Origin of the sequence: Pontibacter qinzhouensis, assembly GCF_008017455.1 — a bacterium.
Taxonomy (GTDB): domain Bacteria; phylum Bacteroidota; class Bacteroidia; order Cytophagales; family Hymenobacteraceae; genus Pontibacter; species Pontibacter qinzhouensis.
Window position 1 is genome coordinate 18,379 of the sequence record NZ_VRTY01000066.1, and the last position, 16,480, is coordinate 34,858.

Here is a 16,480-nt window from a genome sequence, read left to right on the forward strand (position 1 = left end):
ATCAAAAACAGGTACTACCTATTTTTTTGTTTTCTTATTTTTCTTTTCGGCTTCTTTTTCTGCGGCTACACGCATGGCATCCTGCATACGCTGGGCAAACGAAGTACCGCCTTTTTTATCTTTATTTTTCTCTTTGTTGATCTCCAGTTTGGCTCTTACTTTTTTGTCGTCAACAAACTTACGAATAACCGCCTGCTGGCCAAACGTAACAATGTTAGAAACAAAGTAATAGAAGCTAAGACCTGCCGGGAACGAGTTCAGCACGAACATGAAAATAACCGGCATCAGGTAGCTGTAGAACTTCATTGGTCCCTGCATCGTGTTCATCTGGTTGTTTGACCAGGTGTAAAGAATGGTAGAGGCCGTCATCAGAAGCGTAAACATACTTACGTGGTTACCATAAAACGGAATGGTGAAAGGAAGTCTGGCAAACACATCGTAGGTAGAGAGGTCATGCGCCCACAGGAATGGCTCTTGCCGCAGTTCAATGGAGTTCGGGAAAAAGTTGAACATCGCGAACAGGATCGGGATCTGCAGGAGCATCGGTACGCAGCCGCTCATCGGGTTCACGCCCATCTCCTGGTAGAGCTTCATGGTCTCCATCTGCGTTTTCTGCATGTCGCCATCGTTACGCTCTTTTATGGCATCTATCTCCGGCTTCAGCACCTTCATCTTCGCCATAGAGAGGTAAGACTTGTAGGTGAGCGGGAACAGAATAGTTTTAATGTAGAGCACCAGCAGAATTATGATGATACCATAACTGGCAATATAATTCTCCAGGAAATCGAAGGCTGGAATAATGAGCCATTTGTTCACGTAAGAGAAAATTCCCCAGCCCAGATCGAGGTTCTTATCAAAATCGTCGGCCATGTGCTTCAGAATCTTGTAATCGTTCGGGCCGAAGTAGAACATAAAGTCACCTTTACCTGTCAGCACATCCTGCGTCGGAATAAAGATCTGGGTGGTAAGCAATTTTACAACCACGGTGTCGTTGGGGTTGGTTACAGCTTCCATGCGGGCACCTGCAAACGAGTTAGTAGCTATAATGCCGGCAGTAAAGAAGTTCTGTTTATTGGCAACCCATTTCACCGGCTCGTCGGCCACTTCCGTTTCTGTGCCTTCTCCTATAGAAAGGTAATCGAAACCGCCGTCCACAGTATAGAAATTGATCGTGGATTTGGCGCGGTTCTGTTTTATATCACGCTCCAGTTGCTTTAGTTGGTCGCTCCAGGTAAAAGTCATGGTGTTGCCGCTAACCACACTGTTAAGACCTTTAAAATCTAATTTATACCCTAACTGAAAGCTATTGTCGAAGAGCGTGTAAACCTGATCTATATACTGGCCTTCGGCTAGTTGCGCTCTAAAGGTAATGGTCTGGGTTGCAACCTCATTCAGAGAACCGCTAACAACATCTGTTGGCGTAAAAAACAGGTCGGAGATTTTAATAGTCTTGCCATCGTTGGTGTTGAACTGCACATCGGTCTGGCTGCTTTCCTTGTCAAACAAGATAAGCGGATCGCCCTGGTAGGTTTTATAATCTTTCAGGAGCACCTCGTTTACCTGCCCGCCTTTGGTATTAAAGGAAACGCGCACATATTGGTTTTCGAGGGTCGAGGTGGCCTCTTCTCCTGTTGCGGCAGCACCAAATGCGCCCATGGCCGATGCTCTGCGTGCTTGTGCCAGCGAATCGTTCTCTACCACTGCGGGAGCAGTACTTTGTGTGTCTACATTGGCAACCTGCTCTGTTGTTTGCTGCTGTTTGGCGGCCTCATCCTTCGGTCCGGAGAAAAAGAAGGAGTAAGCCAGCAGCAATACGGCAATCAGGGCAAAGCCAATAGCTTGATTTCTATCCATTTAATACTTATTGAAATGTGTGTGGTTTATTTGCTTAATTAGATTTGGCATAGTTCATGGCTGCCTTAATAAATTTAACGAAGAGAGGGTGCGGCGTTAGCACGGTACTCTTAAGTTCGGGGTGGAATTGGGCCGCCACAAACCAGGGGTGGTTCTGCAACTCGAAAATTTCTACCAGTCCGGTTTCAGGATTTGTGCCAGAGGCTACCATGCCGGCTTCCTGAAACTGAGGTAAATAGCTGTTATTGAACTCATAACGGTGTCTGTGGCGCTCAGAAATCTTCGACTTACCATAAATAGAATAAGCTTTAGATCCCTTTTTTAGTTCACAAGTATAAGCACCTAAGCGCATGGTTCCACCTTTTTGCGTAATTTCTTTCTGCTCCGCCATCATGTCTATGATCGGGTGAGGCGTGCTGGCATCCATTTCGGTAGAGGCAGCACCTGCCAGACCGAGCACATTACGGGCAAACTCAACGGCGGCACACTGCATGCCCAGGCAAATACCCAGAAACGGAATATTGTTTTCGCGCACGTATTTTATAGTCTCGATTTTACCATGAAAGCCCCGCTCGCCAAAGCCAGGTGCCACCAGTACACCGTTCATGTGCTGCAGCATGGTGCCCACGTTCTCCTCGTTTATATGCTCCGACTGAATCCATTTTACAGTTACTTTGCACTCGTTCTGGGCACCGGCATGAATAAAGGCTTCTATAATCGACTTATAAGCATCGGGCAGCTCCACATATTTCCCAACAAGGGCAATGTTCACTTCTGCCGTAGGGTTTTTCAGGCGTCCTAGAAACTCTTTCCAGCTATCGAGTTCAGGGTCTATGTTCTTGTTGAGTTTCAGCTTATTTATTACGCGCTCATCCAGCTTCTCTTTGCGCATCAGCAGCGGCACATCATAAATAGACTCTGCATCGAGCGACTCTATAACCGAGTTAACTTTTACGTTACAGAACAAGGCAATTTTTTTGCGCATCTCTGCCGGAATAGCGTATTCGGAGCGGCAAACCAGAATATCGGGTTGCACTCCGGCTTCTGAGAGTGCTTTAACAGAATGTTGCGTCGGTTTTGTTTTTAGCTCACCGGCAGCTTTCAGGTATGGAACAAGCGTTAAATGAATCACCACCGACTCGTGCGTGCCAAGCTCCCAGCGCAGCTGCCTTACGGCCTCCACAAACGGCAGCGACTCTATGTCACCAATGCAGCCCCCGATTTCGGTGATAACAATGTCGTACTCACCTGTTTGCCCCAGTAGCAGCATTCTGCGTTTAATCTCATCAGTTATATGCGGAATTACCTGCACTGTTTTACCTAAGAAGGCTCCCTGGCGCTCCTGCGTAATAACGTGATTGTAAATTCTGCCGGTTGTAACGTTGTTCGACTGGGAGGTAGGCACGTTCAGGAAACGTTCGTAATGCCCCAGGTCAAGGTCGGTTTCAGCCCCGTCTTCGGTTACATAGCACTCCCCGTGCTCATAGGGGTTCATAGTGCCTGGGTCGATGTTGATGTACGGGTCGAATTTCTGAATGGTGACGGAGTAGCCTCTTGCCTGTAAAAGTTTGGCAAGAGAGGCGGAGATAATACCTTTGCCAAGAGAGGAGGTAACACCGCCGGTAACGAAAACATACTTAGTTGTAGAAGCCATAAGTTAGGGTAAGTCTTATGGACTGCAAAGGTACTATAATTATTTTATTATCCTGCCATTAAGCTTTACACTTCGCTGGTTGCATAGGTATATTAAAATTAAGATTCAAGCCGAAAATTTAAGTATTTAAGCCAATTGTTCGTTAATCTTGCGCTGTTAGTTACAAAACCGTGGGTGCGTAAGCCACCGCCCCAGGTTTTTATAACTTAATAGACATTGCTAAATAGTAGCCGAGTCGCTCTACATAAGTTAAAAAGGGTAAGCAACCAAGGTGCTTCGTAGTTTAAGTTTTTGGCGCTGTTCCTGATCAACCAATTGGAGCGGCAACGAGTATGTAAAAAAGTGTTATTAAGAAGAGAAGAGTTGATGCGTAAAAGGATTCTTAAGGCTGTAAATAATCAAAGGTTTCTAAAGCGATTAGTTTTATGAGATCGGCCACACCTTTACAAGCGCTAAACAGGCAACATAAAAAAGTTCGGTACCAGCAGATCGACGTTATTAAAGGACTGGCCACTGTGGCTGTTATTTTATTGCATGCCTTTACCTACGAGGAGCTACTCTCATCTTTTGCCATTTTCCATATCTGGCAGGCGGTTCCGTTGTTTATGATTCTGATGGGCTTAAACCTTGGCCTCTCACCAGTAGGTAGTCAGACCTCGCTGGCAGCAATATATAACTCGAAAGGTTTCCGGAAAAAAGTAAAAAGAATTGTGGTGCCGGTGCTGGTGCTCTATGGAGTAGCCCTGGCAGCGGGAGGAGTCTGGCATTATTTTACAGGCGAAGATAAAATTCAGTTTAAATGGCTGAGCTTTCTGGGGCTTTTACCTGTTACAGGCCGTGGCAATTATTTTATAACGCTGGTGCTGCAGTCGCTGGTGCTGCTGCCGTTTATCGGGCACTACTACCAGCGCCTGCCCGGAGCCACTATTGTGGTTCTGATTGTACTAGAGGTAGTATTCTTACTCTGGTTTGCCCCTTTTACTTTTAGTGTAGAACAGACTTACCTGTACAGTGCGGCCTTTCCGCGTTACTTTTCGGCTATTGCTTTCGGGCTTGTCTTATCGGAGGTAGTTGTGTTGCCGCTACAGAAAAAGCGGTTGCTGCCGTTGCTGTTACTTGCCCTGGCCAGCGCTGTCTTTCTTTACCAGATATTGTACAACATATCCGATTTTGATGTGGTGCGGCAGGAGTGGCAGACGCAGTTCGTGTTATCTTTTGGATATGCTGCCTTGTTGGTCTTGCTGCTTTTCAGGTTTTTGCCGAATTGGTCAGAAAACTGGGTTTTAAGTTTGTTAGCCAGAATAGGAAAAGCCTCTTACCACATCTTTCTTATTCAGATTGTTTATTTTGGTCTGGTGGCGCAGGAGTACTCCTTTGCATTGGCCTTAGCAATTTGCCTTCCTGCCGGATACGTTTTTTTCCTTCTAGAAAGCAAACTGTTGCAAGGTAGGCCCGATAGCAGGAAGCACTAGACATAATAGAAAAACTGCTACCGGCGTTTCTGCTCATTCAGCCAGAGCAGTGTCGGGTTATAAGCCATGTCGTGTACCCCTTCAAACAGCACCAGCTTCACATTTGCCGATTCTCTGCTAAACATTACAGCCGGATCGGTAGGAGAAAAATAAGGGTCTTCTGTCGTTCCCTCCAGGTCTTCAGGTAATTCTTTTTTCTGATCAATATACTTCATATGCTCCTGCGAGAGGGTATCGGCAGGAGCGGCTAGTATGTTGAATGCCCGCATGGAGTGACTTGCCGGCACCAGCACATCCTGCATGCCGTGGGCCAGAAAAACAGGTATGTCTCTTGCGTTTAGAAGGTAGGTGATGGGGCTACGTCGCTTGCCTTCTGCAAAAGCAGGCGTATCGGGCTCCGGCACACCGCCTAAAGAGGCTTCTACCTGTCTGTTATACTTCCGGTCCGGATAATAGAGGTTAAATTTATACCAATCAGTGAGATCCAGAATCGGTACCCAGGCCACAACACCTGCCCAGATTTCCGGATGCCTGCTGGCTACGACCAGCGCCGTCATGGCGCCGCCGGAGGAGCCGACCAGGTACACGCGGCTGGGATCTATGGCGGCATTGTTTTTAGCAAAATTAACGGCATCCACAATATCCTGTATGGCCAGGTCAGAAGCAGTGGCTTCGGGCTTTTCGAAGGTGCCCCTGAAATTGGGGTGAATAAAAGCCCAGTCTCTTTCTTTGCACCACTCGGCGTAGGGTATGCTTACTTCCTGCAGGTACTCACTGCTCCAGCTGTGCAGCATTACCAGCAGCGGTTTTGGCGTTTCAGTGCCTGAGTTGTAAAACAGCGCAGGCTCTTTTTTGCCATCTGCTGAAGAGGTAATAGAAACCTTTTCTATCTGAGGAATTTCCCTCTTCCAGGCATCGAAGTTTTCTTCTGCAAAGGTGGCCGGATATGCTTTGGAGGTGGTGTAGCCGCGTTCTGAAAATTTTGGTGGTTCTTTGGGTACTTCTGCAACAGTACCTTTTTTTTCTCCGGAACAAGAAACCATGTAAGAGCAAATCAGCACCAAAAGCACACGGCGAAACAGAATTTCCATAGTAGTTTATATCGTGATAGTAGTTACATAGATTTTAAGCCATTGCCTTTGCCGTACACGTTTTGCTGCCTCGCTGCATGCATCAGGAAGAACGGTAACGGGCAGGGGAGGTGCGCTATTTAGCGTGCCGGTGTTTCCGCAGATTTTATCCTCTGATCGCTTGCAGTCGCACTACCTGGTTCATAATCTATGTAAGTACAACAGTCTAACGCTCCAAGGTCTCAAAAGTTTATAAGCAACCTGCCAAAATAATAAATATGAAACTTAATTAAATTAAAATTTAGAATTAAAATGCAGGAGCTTGAAGAAGTCGTATAGCAACCATTAATACCAACTTTTACCTGAGAATGGCTGAGCAGCATTTCTATTTCTATTCCTCCAGACTAATTATGCTAATGTTTTTGGCCTCCAAACACTTTTTAGCTCCAAACTAGCCAAGGGTAATTTAGCCGTTTTAGTTAAAAATCGAAGGTAAGCTGATAATTGGCCTGCAGGTCGTGCTGGTAAAGCAGGTTCGATACCGATATGCCGAGCAACCTGACCGGATAGGCTGGCAGCATGGGGTTCCGGAGCAGATCGCGGGCAACCGTAAAGAGCGCGTCGGAGCTACTCAGGTAGTGCAGCAGCGTTTTGCTTCGGGTCTGGAGCGTAAAATCAAAGTATTTTAGTTTTAGTGTTACGGTTTTGGCCGTTGCCTGCAGGCGCTGCATGTCCTGGGCCACTTCCTGCGCCAGAAACTGCAGTCGCTCCAGCATCTCCTCCTCCTCCGAAATATCGGCATCGAAGGTTCGTTCCGACCCAATGGACTTCCTGACACGATGCGGCTGCACCAGGCGCTCGTCCTGGGCTCTGGCAATCCGGAAATAGTAGCGGCCCACTTTGCCAAAACGCTGCACCAGCTCCTGCTCAGAGCGCTCCCGGAGATCGGCTCCGGTGGCTATGCCCATTGCCTGCATTTTAGCTGCTGTTACCTTCCCTATGCCATGAAACTTCTCGATCCCCAGGCCTGCCACCAATGCCTCTGCCTTATCGGGGGTAATAAGTGTAAAGCCATTTGGCTTGTTCATGTCGGAGGCTATTTTTGCCAGAAACTTATTGAACGACACGCCAGCCGAGGCGGTTAAGTTCGTCTCTTCCAGAATGCGTGCTTTTATCTGGTGAGCAATTATGCTGGCCGATGGCATGGCGACTTTGTTTTCGGTAACATCGAGATAGGCTTCATCGAGCGAGAGCGGCTCCACCAGGTCGGTGTAGGCGTGAAATATTTCGCGAATCTGCCTCGAAACCGAGCTGTACACGTCAAAACGAGGTTTCACAAAAATTAGCTGCGGGCACTTCTGAATGGCGATCCTGGAGGCCATGGCCGAGAAAACGCCGAATTTACGGGCCTCGTAGCTAGCCGCTGCCACCACACCACGAGCCTTAGAACCACCCACTGCCACTGGTTTGCCCCGTAACTCAGGGTTATCGCGCTGCTCCACCGATGCATAAAAGGCATCCATGTCGATGTGTATGATTTTACGGATAGGCTGACTCAAAATAAGAACTGAATGCTACAGAAAATAAGCTAAAAACGCACCGCAAATTTACCATTCTTTTAGCACTTGCCCTACACAGCCTCTTACCCTTGAAACCAATTGGCCTTTTTTGCTTTTGGAAGGGTGTTTTCATTCGAAACATTTATAAAAAGCCTCTTGTCGGTTTTCCGGCTCCGTATAGCAAATACAAATAGGCGGGGAGTTCGAGTTAAAATTCAGGTTGGCCAAAAGTGAGCAGGTTATTATCCGGGTCAAGTAGCGAAAACTCTTTCTGCCCCCAGGGTTTAAGTTGTAAGGCACCTGCCGGATGAATCTCTATTCCCTTGCTTATTAGTAAGTTATACAGCGTTTCTATGTTGTTTGTCCTGAGGTAAAGCTGCCCATAATTATCAGCAGGATTGAGTTCTTTAAATTCAAAAAAATGAATCTGTAACTGATCTTTTTCAAGCATAAGATACCCATTGTAAGCTGCCTGCCCATATTCTTGAAAGCCTAAGCCATTTATGTAATAGCGCTTTGTCATTTCTTTGTTGCGCATGGGCAGTTTAGGATGGATGGCTGTTAACATAGTTTTAAATGAAATAGCAATAGCAGCTAAAATACTGTGGTTCAGTCTTTTAAAATTGTTCTATAAGTAGTAAAAGCTAAATATTACATAATAAACTGTCGCAGTAACTAAGCATATAACGGATTGTAAATCTTAATATCGCGAGTTTTGGGTTTAACGAATTGTAATTCAGATAGTAACATATAAAAAACAAGACAGCGCCAAAAGCAGTAAGATTTAAAGTTGGACATTTTAAATTCTCTACTACTATGACAGCTGTCTTGAGTACCACCAAGTTAACGGAAATTTTCATTGCCTGCGATGATTTCATGAACAAATTCACCTCCCACCAACTCTCCCAGGGCTACCAGATGGAGCCTGCCACGCAGCTGATGAGTGAGTCGGAGATGATGGCGATCGTCATCTTCTACCACCACTCAGGCCTGCGTTGTTTCAAGTACTTCTATGAGCTGGAGGTGCAGCGGGGGCTGCGCTCTTACTTCCCCGCCTGCTACAGTTACTCTCGCTTTGTGAGCCTGATGCAGCGGCTCAACCTGCCCCTGCTCGTCTTCCTCTGCGCCTGCCGCCTGGCCGCGGCCACCAGGGGCAACTACATGGACGCCACCAAGCTGGTGGTCTGCCACAACAAGCGCATATTCTCCCATAAGGTCTTCCAGGGCCTGGCAAGGCGCGGCAAGTCCTCCACCGGCTGGTTTTTCGGCCTCAAGCTGCACGCGGTGATCAATGAGCTGGGGCAGCTGGTGGTCTTCCGCCTCACCTCGGGCAACGTGGCCGACAACAACCCCCAGTTCCTCGACAAGCTCACCGGGGACTCATCGAGTCGGTTTTCAACCTGCTCAAGGGGCACTGCTACATCGACCACACCAGGCATAGAAGTCCCTTGAACTTCTTTATCAACCTCTGGGGGGCACTTATCGCTTAATCCTTTATGGATAGCTTCCCCTCCATGCCGAAGTTCCTGCCCAGAGCAGAAAAGGGGAAAATACCCAAATTGTACTTGTTTAATTTTTCAACTCAAAACTCGCGTTAATAAGAAGTGATAGGGAATTTATCAGGCTCTGCTATTATCGTAATATCAAAGGTGTCGGCATAAGCTCCATACGTCAGGTAATCGAGCCTTCGTCTGTAATAGGTAGAAAAGTTAGGGGCCGCCGAAAGAAGTGAAATGATGTTTTCTTGATTTGCCACACCACGCAAATAAACCGTTGTATCGTTATTTGCTCCGTACACCCGAACCAGATGAAATCCTATATAATCGCCTATACTTAAAGGTGGGTAGAGGTTATTCGTTACCAGTACACGGGCTCTGATAACAGACGTTTTCCGGATAATAAAGTTAACGTTGTTACTGCCTTTACTTATGGGCCGCTGCGAAGTCTGACCATTTGGTAAAGCATACATACGGTCTGGTATTGAGCAGCCAACATTCAAGCCATTGCTGTTTTTTGGTTTATGAGCCAGTTGGTAATATCCGTGCGCATCGGTTCTTGTGGAGTCAAGCAACTGGTTATAAGAGCAGGCAAAATTTTTACACGCTACATCATAAATGTACACCAACATATTCTGTACTGGCTGCTGTAACAGATCATCGTATACTCTTCCCTTTACTACAACCATTTCTGCCGCATCATCTTTGTCTTTACAACCAGGTAGAAGTAAAGTAAAGAACAGCATTGTCAGTAGAAGGGGCGTTTTCATATTGTTGTCAGTAATCTGAAGTTATAGATATTGTACAATATACCCATTATTTTATAATTTTGAAAGCCTGCAATATAATTCCGCTTTACAAGATTCTGGAAGAGTAAAAAGGCAACAAGGTTAATCAGGCCGCAGAAGACCTTTTCCGGGTAAGGTTAATTTTTCTAACTTCTGAAAGTCGATGTATTAAGCTTATGCAGGCATCGAGCTGCAAGCCATTCCGTATAGACAAGCAGAAAAAACAACTACGACACACGATTGTACCTATGAAAATTGGTTTTACTAAAGTTGCAGTGGCAGGCTTTTTTGCTTTAGCATTGGTAGCTTGTAATTCGGAGCAGAACAATGAGCAGCAGGAGGCAAGCACCTCCACAACTGAGGCTACTGTGCAGACACCAGCCGGCCTGGAAGTAAATTTGCCAGCACCCGACACCACCCACGAAGCAGAAAAACGAAGCGATGCTATTGGCTGGAAAGATTGCCGCACCCCTAAAGCTCCAAACGGATTTACAGTAACTAAATTTGCGGATGGCCTGAAGCACCCGCGTAATATCTATGTAGCCCCTAATAATGATATATTTGTTGCGGAATCGGATGATGAAGAGAAAAGTGCCAACCAGATAACACTCTTACGCGACACGAACAACGATGGCCTGCCAGATGTAAAAGAAACCTTCATGTCTGGCCTGAACCAGCCTTACGGCATGCTCGTGATGCACAACTACTTCTACGTAGGCAACACCGATGGTGTAAACCGATACCCATACAAGCCAGGCCAGCTCAAACTCACAGGTCAGGGCGAAAAAATAGTTGAACTTCCGGCTGGCGGCTACAACCACCACTGGACCCGCAACCTGCTTGCCAAACCCGACAATTCTAAAATCTATATTTCGGTGGGCTCTGCCAGCAATGTAGGCGAATACGGCATGGAAGAGGAGAAGCGCCGGGCAAATATTCTCGAAATAAACCCCGATGGAACAGGAGAGCGGGTATACGCCAGCGGCCTTCGCAACCCGGTTGGCACCGCCTGGGCTCCCGGTTCTAACGTGCTATGGACTGCAGTTAACGAACGTGATTATCTTGGCGATGATCTCGTGCCTGACTACCTGACCAGTGTGCAGCCGGGAGCTTTTTACGGGTGGCCTTATGCCTATTTTGGAGCGAACGAAGACCCTCGCCTAAAAGGAAAACGACCTGATCTGGTACAAAGAACCGTGGTGCCGGAAGTTCCGCTTGGCTCGCATACTTCTTCGCTGGGCCTGGCTTTTTACACCGGAAGCGCTTTCCCTGAAAAATTTCGCAACGGCGCCTTTATTGGCCAGCATGGCTCCTGGAACCGCAGCGAGTTCTCTGGCTACAAAGTAGTATTTGTGCCATTCACCAACGGAAAACCATCTGGCCCTACGGAAGATTTCCTGACAGGCTTTATCTCAGATGCCGGAAACGATGAGGTGTATGGCAGACCTGTAGGAATTGCCGTGTTGCCTGATGGCTCTTTACTTGTAGCCGATGATGCAGCCAATACTATTTGGCGCGTGAGTCCAAATAAGTGACAGCTTGTAACTAGATATTTTAAACACCATTGCCAAACCAATCAGGACCTGGCAGTGGTGTTTTTTTTATGCTGAAAATGTACTCCAGTTGGTGAAGCAGCCTTTCTTTAGCTGTGTCTGCATAATATTTGGCAATATAACTGCCCGGAACTCGAACTTGTATTACTTTCTAATGCAGGACACAGTATTAAGACACAGAATTTTATAATCTACCTTTTGAGGCTCGTAGAAAACAACAATCAAGTTCTGATAAATGGTATTATATTAATTTTTCGCCACACAAATTATTCAAATGAAACTGCCCTTCCAAAGCAATTCTACCAGTTTTAGTGCAAGGGTAAATCATATAATTATGGCCTGTCGATCAAGGCTCTTATCGAGACCTGCTTACTTGTAGCCTTCACCAGGATTTTAAATTTGAATAAAAATATTTTATATCCTGCATGTTTAATTTTTGGCTGAATTTTTGTGAATTTTTAAATTGATAAAAATTTCTTCAGGTATAGAATTGAAAGTACGATGCACAGGTTATGGTGTTTGTTGCTGTTAGTATGCACCCTCAGTATAGAGTCCTATGGACAGGAGGAAGAACCCCTTCAGTCGGTGGGTACAGCTTATCTGGGAGCATCGTATGCTATACCTCTTGGAGGATACAGACAGGCGTACCCTCAGGCAAATGCATTGGGAGGCACTTTTGGCTTGCTTCTAAATCCACGGTCTTACCCATCGCCCTTGGAGGTTGGCGTGCAGGTGAGCTACCTAAGCCAGGGAATTGATAAAAACAGGTCATCTTTCAGCAATGTCTACCCAATCATTAAAACCTCCCATAGCCTTGTTCCCCTGCATTTGGTGGCACGTGTTAAACCTCAAAAACCGATGCGCTTTAAACCTTATATCGATGGGTTAGTTGGGATAACTATATTTAATACCCGCTCTAAATTAAAAGAAGACATTTTCGATTTTATGCGAGACGACCATGAAGCCATCGTTCTCGGCAAATACCGGACAACCGTATTTAGCTGCGGCATAGGAGCAGGCATGTTGCTTTGGGAGAGCAACTCAAAAAATTCATTTGCCGATATTCGGGTAACTTACCTCCAAAGCCCTTTTACCACCTATGTCAGAAAACGGGATGTGGCTGTTCAGCAGGATGGCTATCCTGTTTACTTCTTCACCCGATCTGAAACCAACATGCTCCAGATTAGCCTTAACATCTCCGGAGTCCTAACAAAATAGATTTTATTTATCCGGTAACCAGATCATAAACAGATCTAAAACCTGCACCAGCCTTAGCAGGAACTGCAGGAGGAGAACGGCGACCATTGTTTTTGTTGCCTTTTACTTGCCCTTACTGCTGTTATAATCTGTTAAAAGACCTTCGCAGATCCAGTTAGCCAATGCCTGCCGGTTACTTGGTATCACAAAACGGCGCTGATCGAGGTCGTTTCGGATATTACCTAATTCAATAAAAACAGTAGGAGGCAAGCTGTTTTTTACCACGTATAGGGTACTTCTTTCGGATACACTGCCGGAGTAAGCGCGGTTTGGCTGGTAACGCTTGTATTTAGAAGTGAAGGTCTGGTGAATAGTTTCTGCCAGTTTTTTGCCAGCGGCGCTATTTTCGTGGTGGTAAAAGAAAACATCAATTTTCTGGCTCTTACTGCGGCTATCGATATGGATGGCCAGCATGCGCTGGTAAGCTCCTTTGTGTTTACCATACAGGCCATTCACGACATCAGTACGGTCGCGGAGCCGTTGCTTGTGGTTCAGTGGAATAGGTTTGTTGGGGTAATGCACTTCATCACGATCCATTTTCAGGATGCTCTCGTCACGTATACCATCATCAGGGTCTTGTGTGATCATGTACACAGTTGCTCCATGCTCCATCAGGGCACGGGCCAGCCGGATAGAGACATCGTAGGCATATTCATCTTCGCTTAAGGAGTGGGAGCCATATTTCCCGATTGCGCCAGGATCTGGACCACCGTGACCTGCCGACACATAAAAAACAGCTCCGCTTAGCTGCTGATCTTTTACCTCCACGCGGGCATGTTTTGGTCCGAACAGCGGCACATTTAATACCCGAGCCGAAGAGGCTGTGGCTGTGCTGCCGGCTTTAGCAGTGTTGGCCTCGGTTGCTGCTGTACCAGTCTCAGTTGTTTTTAGTGGAAGCAGGTAAGTTTTTCCGATAATGAGGCTGTTGTTTTTGCCAAGGTTTTCGCGGTTCAGTTCCAGAAACTGTGCAGCGTGTTCCGAGTAATTTAAACCATGGCGCCGTAGCAAGGTAAAAATCCCATCACCGGACTTTGCTTCAACTTTCTGATAATTCTGCTGCGCTGTGGCAAACATGGAGGTACTCAGGAACAGAAGTAGGAATAATATGTTTTTCAAAGCTTACGTGTTTTTACCAGACGCATTTTTAAAGAACATAGCGGGCAGGTCTGGAAGATAAAATTATGCAAAAAGCTGCAGTAGCCGAAGGGATAAATACAATAAATATAGTTTAAAACCCGTAGAATCTTTTTAATCAGAAGGTTACATATTATTGCAGGACGACATGCCACTCATAAAACTCTCCTGTATGGTCCAGTATTCATCTCATTTGAGAAGAACGGCAACTAAAAATTAATAAATGCACTCTTTGGTGTTCCCTTTAATTAAGCAAACTTTTATAGTTTACCTCCCGTCTCTTATATCTCTACTAATGATTTCTCTCAATCTACTTACAGTTGCTTTTTAAGCACAGTATACCCTTGAATAGTTTCAATAGAAAAACCTTCTGAAGGCTTGTTTTATTTGAATAATTGCAGCCCTACTTCACCTGAAAATCAGCAGTCAGGCACCTAACCGTACACAGTTTATAGGCAGGTTTTGTAAATAAATGTGCGTATAAAAACTGTTGTGCTTTCAGGTTGCAAGGTATAAGCAGGCACAAACAAAGAACTACTACAGTAATTCTTTAGAAAATTTGAATTGATTGATTGAGCGGAAAGGTACCACAAGATTAGCAGCAGGTAAGAGTGCATTTGGCTCTATTCCAATTCAAAGGTCCGAAGTCCTTTTTGGAGTTTTTCGTAGCTGATGCCATTTCTGCCTTCTGCCTCAGGGTACAAGGTCATTACCTGCTCCGATTGCCATACTTTTCCCGAGTCTATATCCATAATAGAGAGGCAACCCGTAAAAGCAGCACCTGTATCCATTAGCGTTATGTTGCCGAGCTGCAAAGGAGTATGTTGCTGTTTGTTTAGGGCGATGGTGGGCGTGTGGCCAATAAATATTTCTTTGTAGGCTTCTATATGAACAGGTTCCTGCTGCAGGTGCATGGTGTAGTAGCGTGTCAGAAATTCGCGATTCCAGATGAGGTAGTAGCTGTCTGTTTCTGCCACGGGTCTGGTGGTATCGAAGCCGGCATGTACGAATAGCCTGTTATCGTCTGTTTCGTAATACGGCCGGGCTTGCTGCAGTAGTTGCAGGTGCTCTTTTGGCATGGTTTTGCCAATGCCATACGATTTTACGGTGCAGGTGCCACCTTGCAGGAGCCAAAGCTCCAACTCATTTTCTCTGGTCAGCAAGTTTCCGGTGTAATAATCGAGTGCCCACTGGTCGTGGTTGCCAAGCAGGTACACCAGGTTTTTTATTTGCAGGAGCAGGTCTATACTTTCCTTTGTTTCGGGCCATCCGTCCACTACATCTCCCAAAAAAATGAGCTGATCTTGCTCCATGTCAAAACCAGCCCTGTCCAGGCACTGCTGCAATGCTTTACAGCCACCATGGCTATCTGAGGTAACAAATCGTTTCATACAGGAAGGAAATTATCAACTTAGTAATATCTTTCTGAATGTAAGATAATTACACAACATATTAAGCTATTTTGTTTAGATATTCTTAAATAAATTTACCTGAAGATGAAAGTTGAGCTTACTATCTGAAGATCCTGCTCCTATGGCTACCTCTGCACCTGATGATGATACAGGCAGCGGGCAACAGGAGCCTTGTAAACTGGTGCAGCCATGCCTGTTCTGGTTACTCTCATTATAAAGCCACTGTTGGGGTACGTTGGCATTCTGGTATGGCTGAAACTCAGATCCTGCTCCGGTACTTCGTAGGTAACGTAGCTGGCCAGGTATTGCGTAACCAGCTTTGTTGTTTCAATGGTAATCCACTAGCCGGCGCAGCGGTGGTCGGTATGGTGGTCGCCTCCACCTTGCGGAATAAAATCGAACGGAATCCTTTTCCAATCTCTGAAGCGCTCCGGCCTGAACTCCTCAGGGTTCTCCCAAAGCTCCGGATCGTGGTGCGTGCCGTACACTTCTAGTAACAAGCGTTTGCTTCTGTTATGAATAAAAGGGAAACCTTCCATCAATAAACTAACAGAACTATCAACGGTTTTTTCTTTCGGAATGCTTGAGATAATTGGTACAGATGCGATATGGCAAGAGCCAGGTGGGCAATTGTTTTAATCATTAAAAACTACGAAATGCCTTTAAATGGGTTTTAAGTAACAAGTCAATAGGTAATTAAATGCAATTCTATACTTCAGTTAAAATCCTGTATTCCAAGTTCTTCAGCTTTGATACTTACTTTCACAAAAGCGACGGTTTAACAGGTGCTAGTACAAAGCCTTTAACCAGATTATTCCAATGAAAAGGGCCTTCCAAAGGTAAAATGCCGCTTTATATGTCAAGGGTAACAACATAGATCAGGTAATAGAAGAGGGCGGGGTAACCAGGAAAAATATCTGCTACAGAGCATGCTGTTGCCAGCTTAAAATGCGTTATATTTATTCAAACTTATACAGCAAAGCTCATGGCAAAGTCTAAAGACACTAAAAAAGAGGTAAAGAAGCAGCCTGCAAAAACGACAAAAGAAAAAAAGGCGCTGAAACAGGAGAAGAAAAAAAACAGTTATGATTAAATTTCTTCGCTTGTGGCCCCACATACCAGCCGCAAAAGGCGCAGACACGCAAAACCTCAGCTACAATAGAGACTGTAAACGGAACTGTGTCAAAGCTATAAAATTATTAACTTAGCTTAAGCACAGTTACTATGGAGA

General features: G+C 45.7%; 13 protein-coding genes. 4 read left to right on the forward strand and 9 right to left on the reverse strand.

The genetic code is table 11. The features are described from left to right. Positions 1-18: 18 nt before the first annotated feature. Both yidC and pyrG read right to left on the reverse strand, forming a co-directional pair. Entirely contained in the window at positions 19-1,854 is a 1,836-nt protein-coding gene (gene yidC / locus FVR03_RS16205; RefSeq protein WP_147922811.1) for a membrane protein insertase YidC, read from the reverse strand. Between the two features lie 34 nt (positions 1,855-1,888). Further along, complete coding sequence (gene pyrG / locus FVR03_RS16210) at positions 1,889-3,508, reverse strand: CTP synthase (RefSeq protein WP_147922812.1); 1,620 nt, start codon at positions 3,506-3,508, stop codon at positions 1,889-1,891. 425 nt (positions 3,509-3,933) lie between these two features. Here pyrG and FVR03_RS16215 point away from each other — a divergent pair, with 425 nt between their 5' ends. Further along, positions 3,934-4,980, forward strand: a complete 1,047-nt coding sequence (locus FVR03_RS16215) for an acyltransferase family protein (RefSeq protein ID WP_147922813.1) — start codon at positions 3,934-3,936, stop codon at positions 4,978-4,980. Between the two features lie 17 nt (positions 4,981-4,997). On the opposite strand, the gene FVR03_RS16220 is transcribed toward FVR03_RS16215, so the two are convergent. The 3 genes from FVR03_RS16220 to FVR03_RS16230 all read right to left on the reverse strand — a co-directional run bounded on the left by FVR03_RS16220 (position 4,998) and on the right by FVR03_RS16230 (position 8,177). After that, the gene (locus tag FVR03_RS16220) at positions 4,998-6,071 is read right to left on the reverse strand and encodes an alpha/beta hydrolase family protein (RefSeq protein ID WP_255474258.1); all 1,074 of its coding nucleotides are present in this window, start codon (positions 6,069-6,071) and stop codon (positions 4,998-5,000) included. 458 nt (positions 6,072-6,529) lie between these two features. Beyond that, positions 6,530-7,609 (reverse strand): DNA polymerase IV, encoded by a 1,080-nt coding sequence (dinB, locus tag FVR03_RS16225; RefSeq protein ID WP_439651051.1) that lies wholly within the window; start codon positions 7,607-7,609, stop codon positions 6,530-6,532. A 208-nt stretch (positions 7,610-7,817) separates the two neighbouring features. Then, positions 7,818-8,177: a bleomycin resistance protein gene (locus FVR03_RS16230; protein ID WP_147922815.1), complete on the reverse strand. Its 360-nt coding sequence runs from the start codon at positions 8,175-8,177 to the stop codon at positions 7,818-7,820. A 248-nt stretch (positions 8,178-8,425) separates the two neighbouring features. Here FVR03_RS16230 and FVR03_RS16235 point away from each other — a divergent pair, with 248 nt between their 5' ends. Further along, positions 8,426-9,061, forward strand: a complete 636-nt coding sequence (locus tag FVR03_RS16235; RefSeq protein WP_147922816.1) for a transposase — start codon at positions 8,426-8,428, stop codon at positions 9,059-9,061. Between the two features lie 142 nt (positions 9,062-9,203). Here FVR03_RS16235 and FVR03_RS16240 read toward each other — a convergent pair whose 3' ends face one another. Further along, positions 9,204-9,875, reverse strand: a complete 672-nt coding sequence (locus FVR03_RS16240; RefSeq protein WP_147922817.1) for a hypothetical protein — start codon at positions 9,873-9,875, stop codon at positions 9,204-9,206. A gap of 266 nt (positions 9,876-10,141) precedes the next feature. Between FVR03_RS16240 and FVR03_RS16245 the strand changes: the two genes are divergently transcribed. Further along, positions 10,142-11,428 (forward strand): PQQ-dependent sugar dehydrogenase, encoded by a 1,287-nt coding sequence (locus tag FVR03_RS16245; protein WP_147922818.1) that lies wholly within the window; start codon positions 10,142-10,144, stop codon positions 11,426-11,428. Positions 11,429-11,965: 537 nt separating this feature from the next. After that, entirely contained in the window at positions 11,966-12,664 is a 699-nt protein-coding gene (locus FVR03_RS16250) for a hypothetical protein (RefSeq protein ID WP_147922819.1), read from the forward strand. 102 nt (positions 12,665-12,766) lie between these two features. Here FVR03_RS16250 and FVR03_RS16255 read toward each other — a convergent pair whose 3' ends face one another. The 3 genes from FVR03_RS16255 to FVR03_RS16265 all read right to left on the reverse strand — a co-directional run bounded on the left by FVR03_RS16255 (position 12,767) and on the right by FVR03_RS16265 (position 15,749). Next, complete coding sequence (locus FVR03_RS16255) at positions 12,767-13,819, reverse strand: N-acetylmuramoyl-L-alanine amidase family protein (RefSeq protein ID WP_255474259.1); 1,053 nt, start codon at positions 13,817-13,819, stop codon at positions 12,767-12,769. A 641-nt stretch (positions 13,820-14,460) separates the two neighbouring features. Next, the gene (locus tag FVR03_RS16260; protein ID WP_147922820.1) at positions 14,461-15,228 is read right to left on the reverse strand and encodes a metallophosphoesterase; all 768 of its coding nucleotides are present in this window, start codon (positions 15,226-15,228) and stop codon (positions 14,461-14,463) included. Positions 15,229-15,590: 362 nt separating this feature from the next. Further along, complete coding sequence (locus tag FVR03_RS16265) at positions 15,591-15,749, reverse strand: cytochrome P450 (protein WP_222707250.1); 159 nt, start codon at positions 15,747-15,749, stop codon at positions 15,591-15,593. Positions 15,750-16,480: the final 731 nt, after the last annotated feature.

Coding starts and splice junctions, on each gene's coding strand:
- yidC (WP_147922811.1), bottom strand. CDS start 1,854: ATGGATAGAAATCAAGCTATTGGCTTTGCCCTGATTGCCGTATTGCTG.
- pyrG (WP_147922812.1), bottom strand. CDS start 3,508: ATGGCTTCTACAACTAAGTATGTTTTCGTTACCGGCGGTGTTACCTCC.
- FVR03_RS16215 (WP_147922813.1), top strand. CDS start 3,934: ATGAGATCGGCCACACCTTTACAAGCGCTAAACAGGCAACATAAAAAA.
- FVR03_RS16220 (WP_255474258.1), bottom strand. CDS start 6,071: ATGGAAATTCTGTTTCGCCGTGTGCTTTTGGTGCTGATTTGCTCTTAC.
- FVR03_RS16230 (WP_147922815.1), bottom strand. CDS start 8,177: ATGTTAACAGCCATCCATCCTAAACTGCCCATGCGCAACAAAGAAATG.
- FVR03_RS16235 (WP_147922816.1), top strand. CDS start 8,426: ATGACAGCTGTCTTGAGTACCACCAAGTTAACGGAAATTTTCATTGCC.
- FVR03_RS16240 (WP_147922817.1), bottom strand. CDS start 9,875: ATGAAAACGCCCCTTCTACTGACAATGCTGTTCTTTACTTTACTTCTA.
- FVR03_RS16245 (WP_147922818.1), top strand. CDS start 10,142: ATGAAAATTGGTTTTACTAAAGTTGCAGTGGCAGGCTTTTTTGCTTTA.
- FVR03_RS16260 (WP_147922820.1), bottom strand. CDS start 15,228: ATGAAACGATTTGTTACCTCAGATAGCCATGGTGGCTGTAAAGCATTG.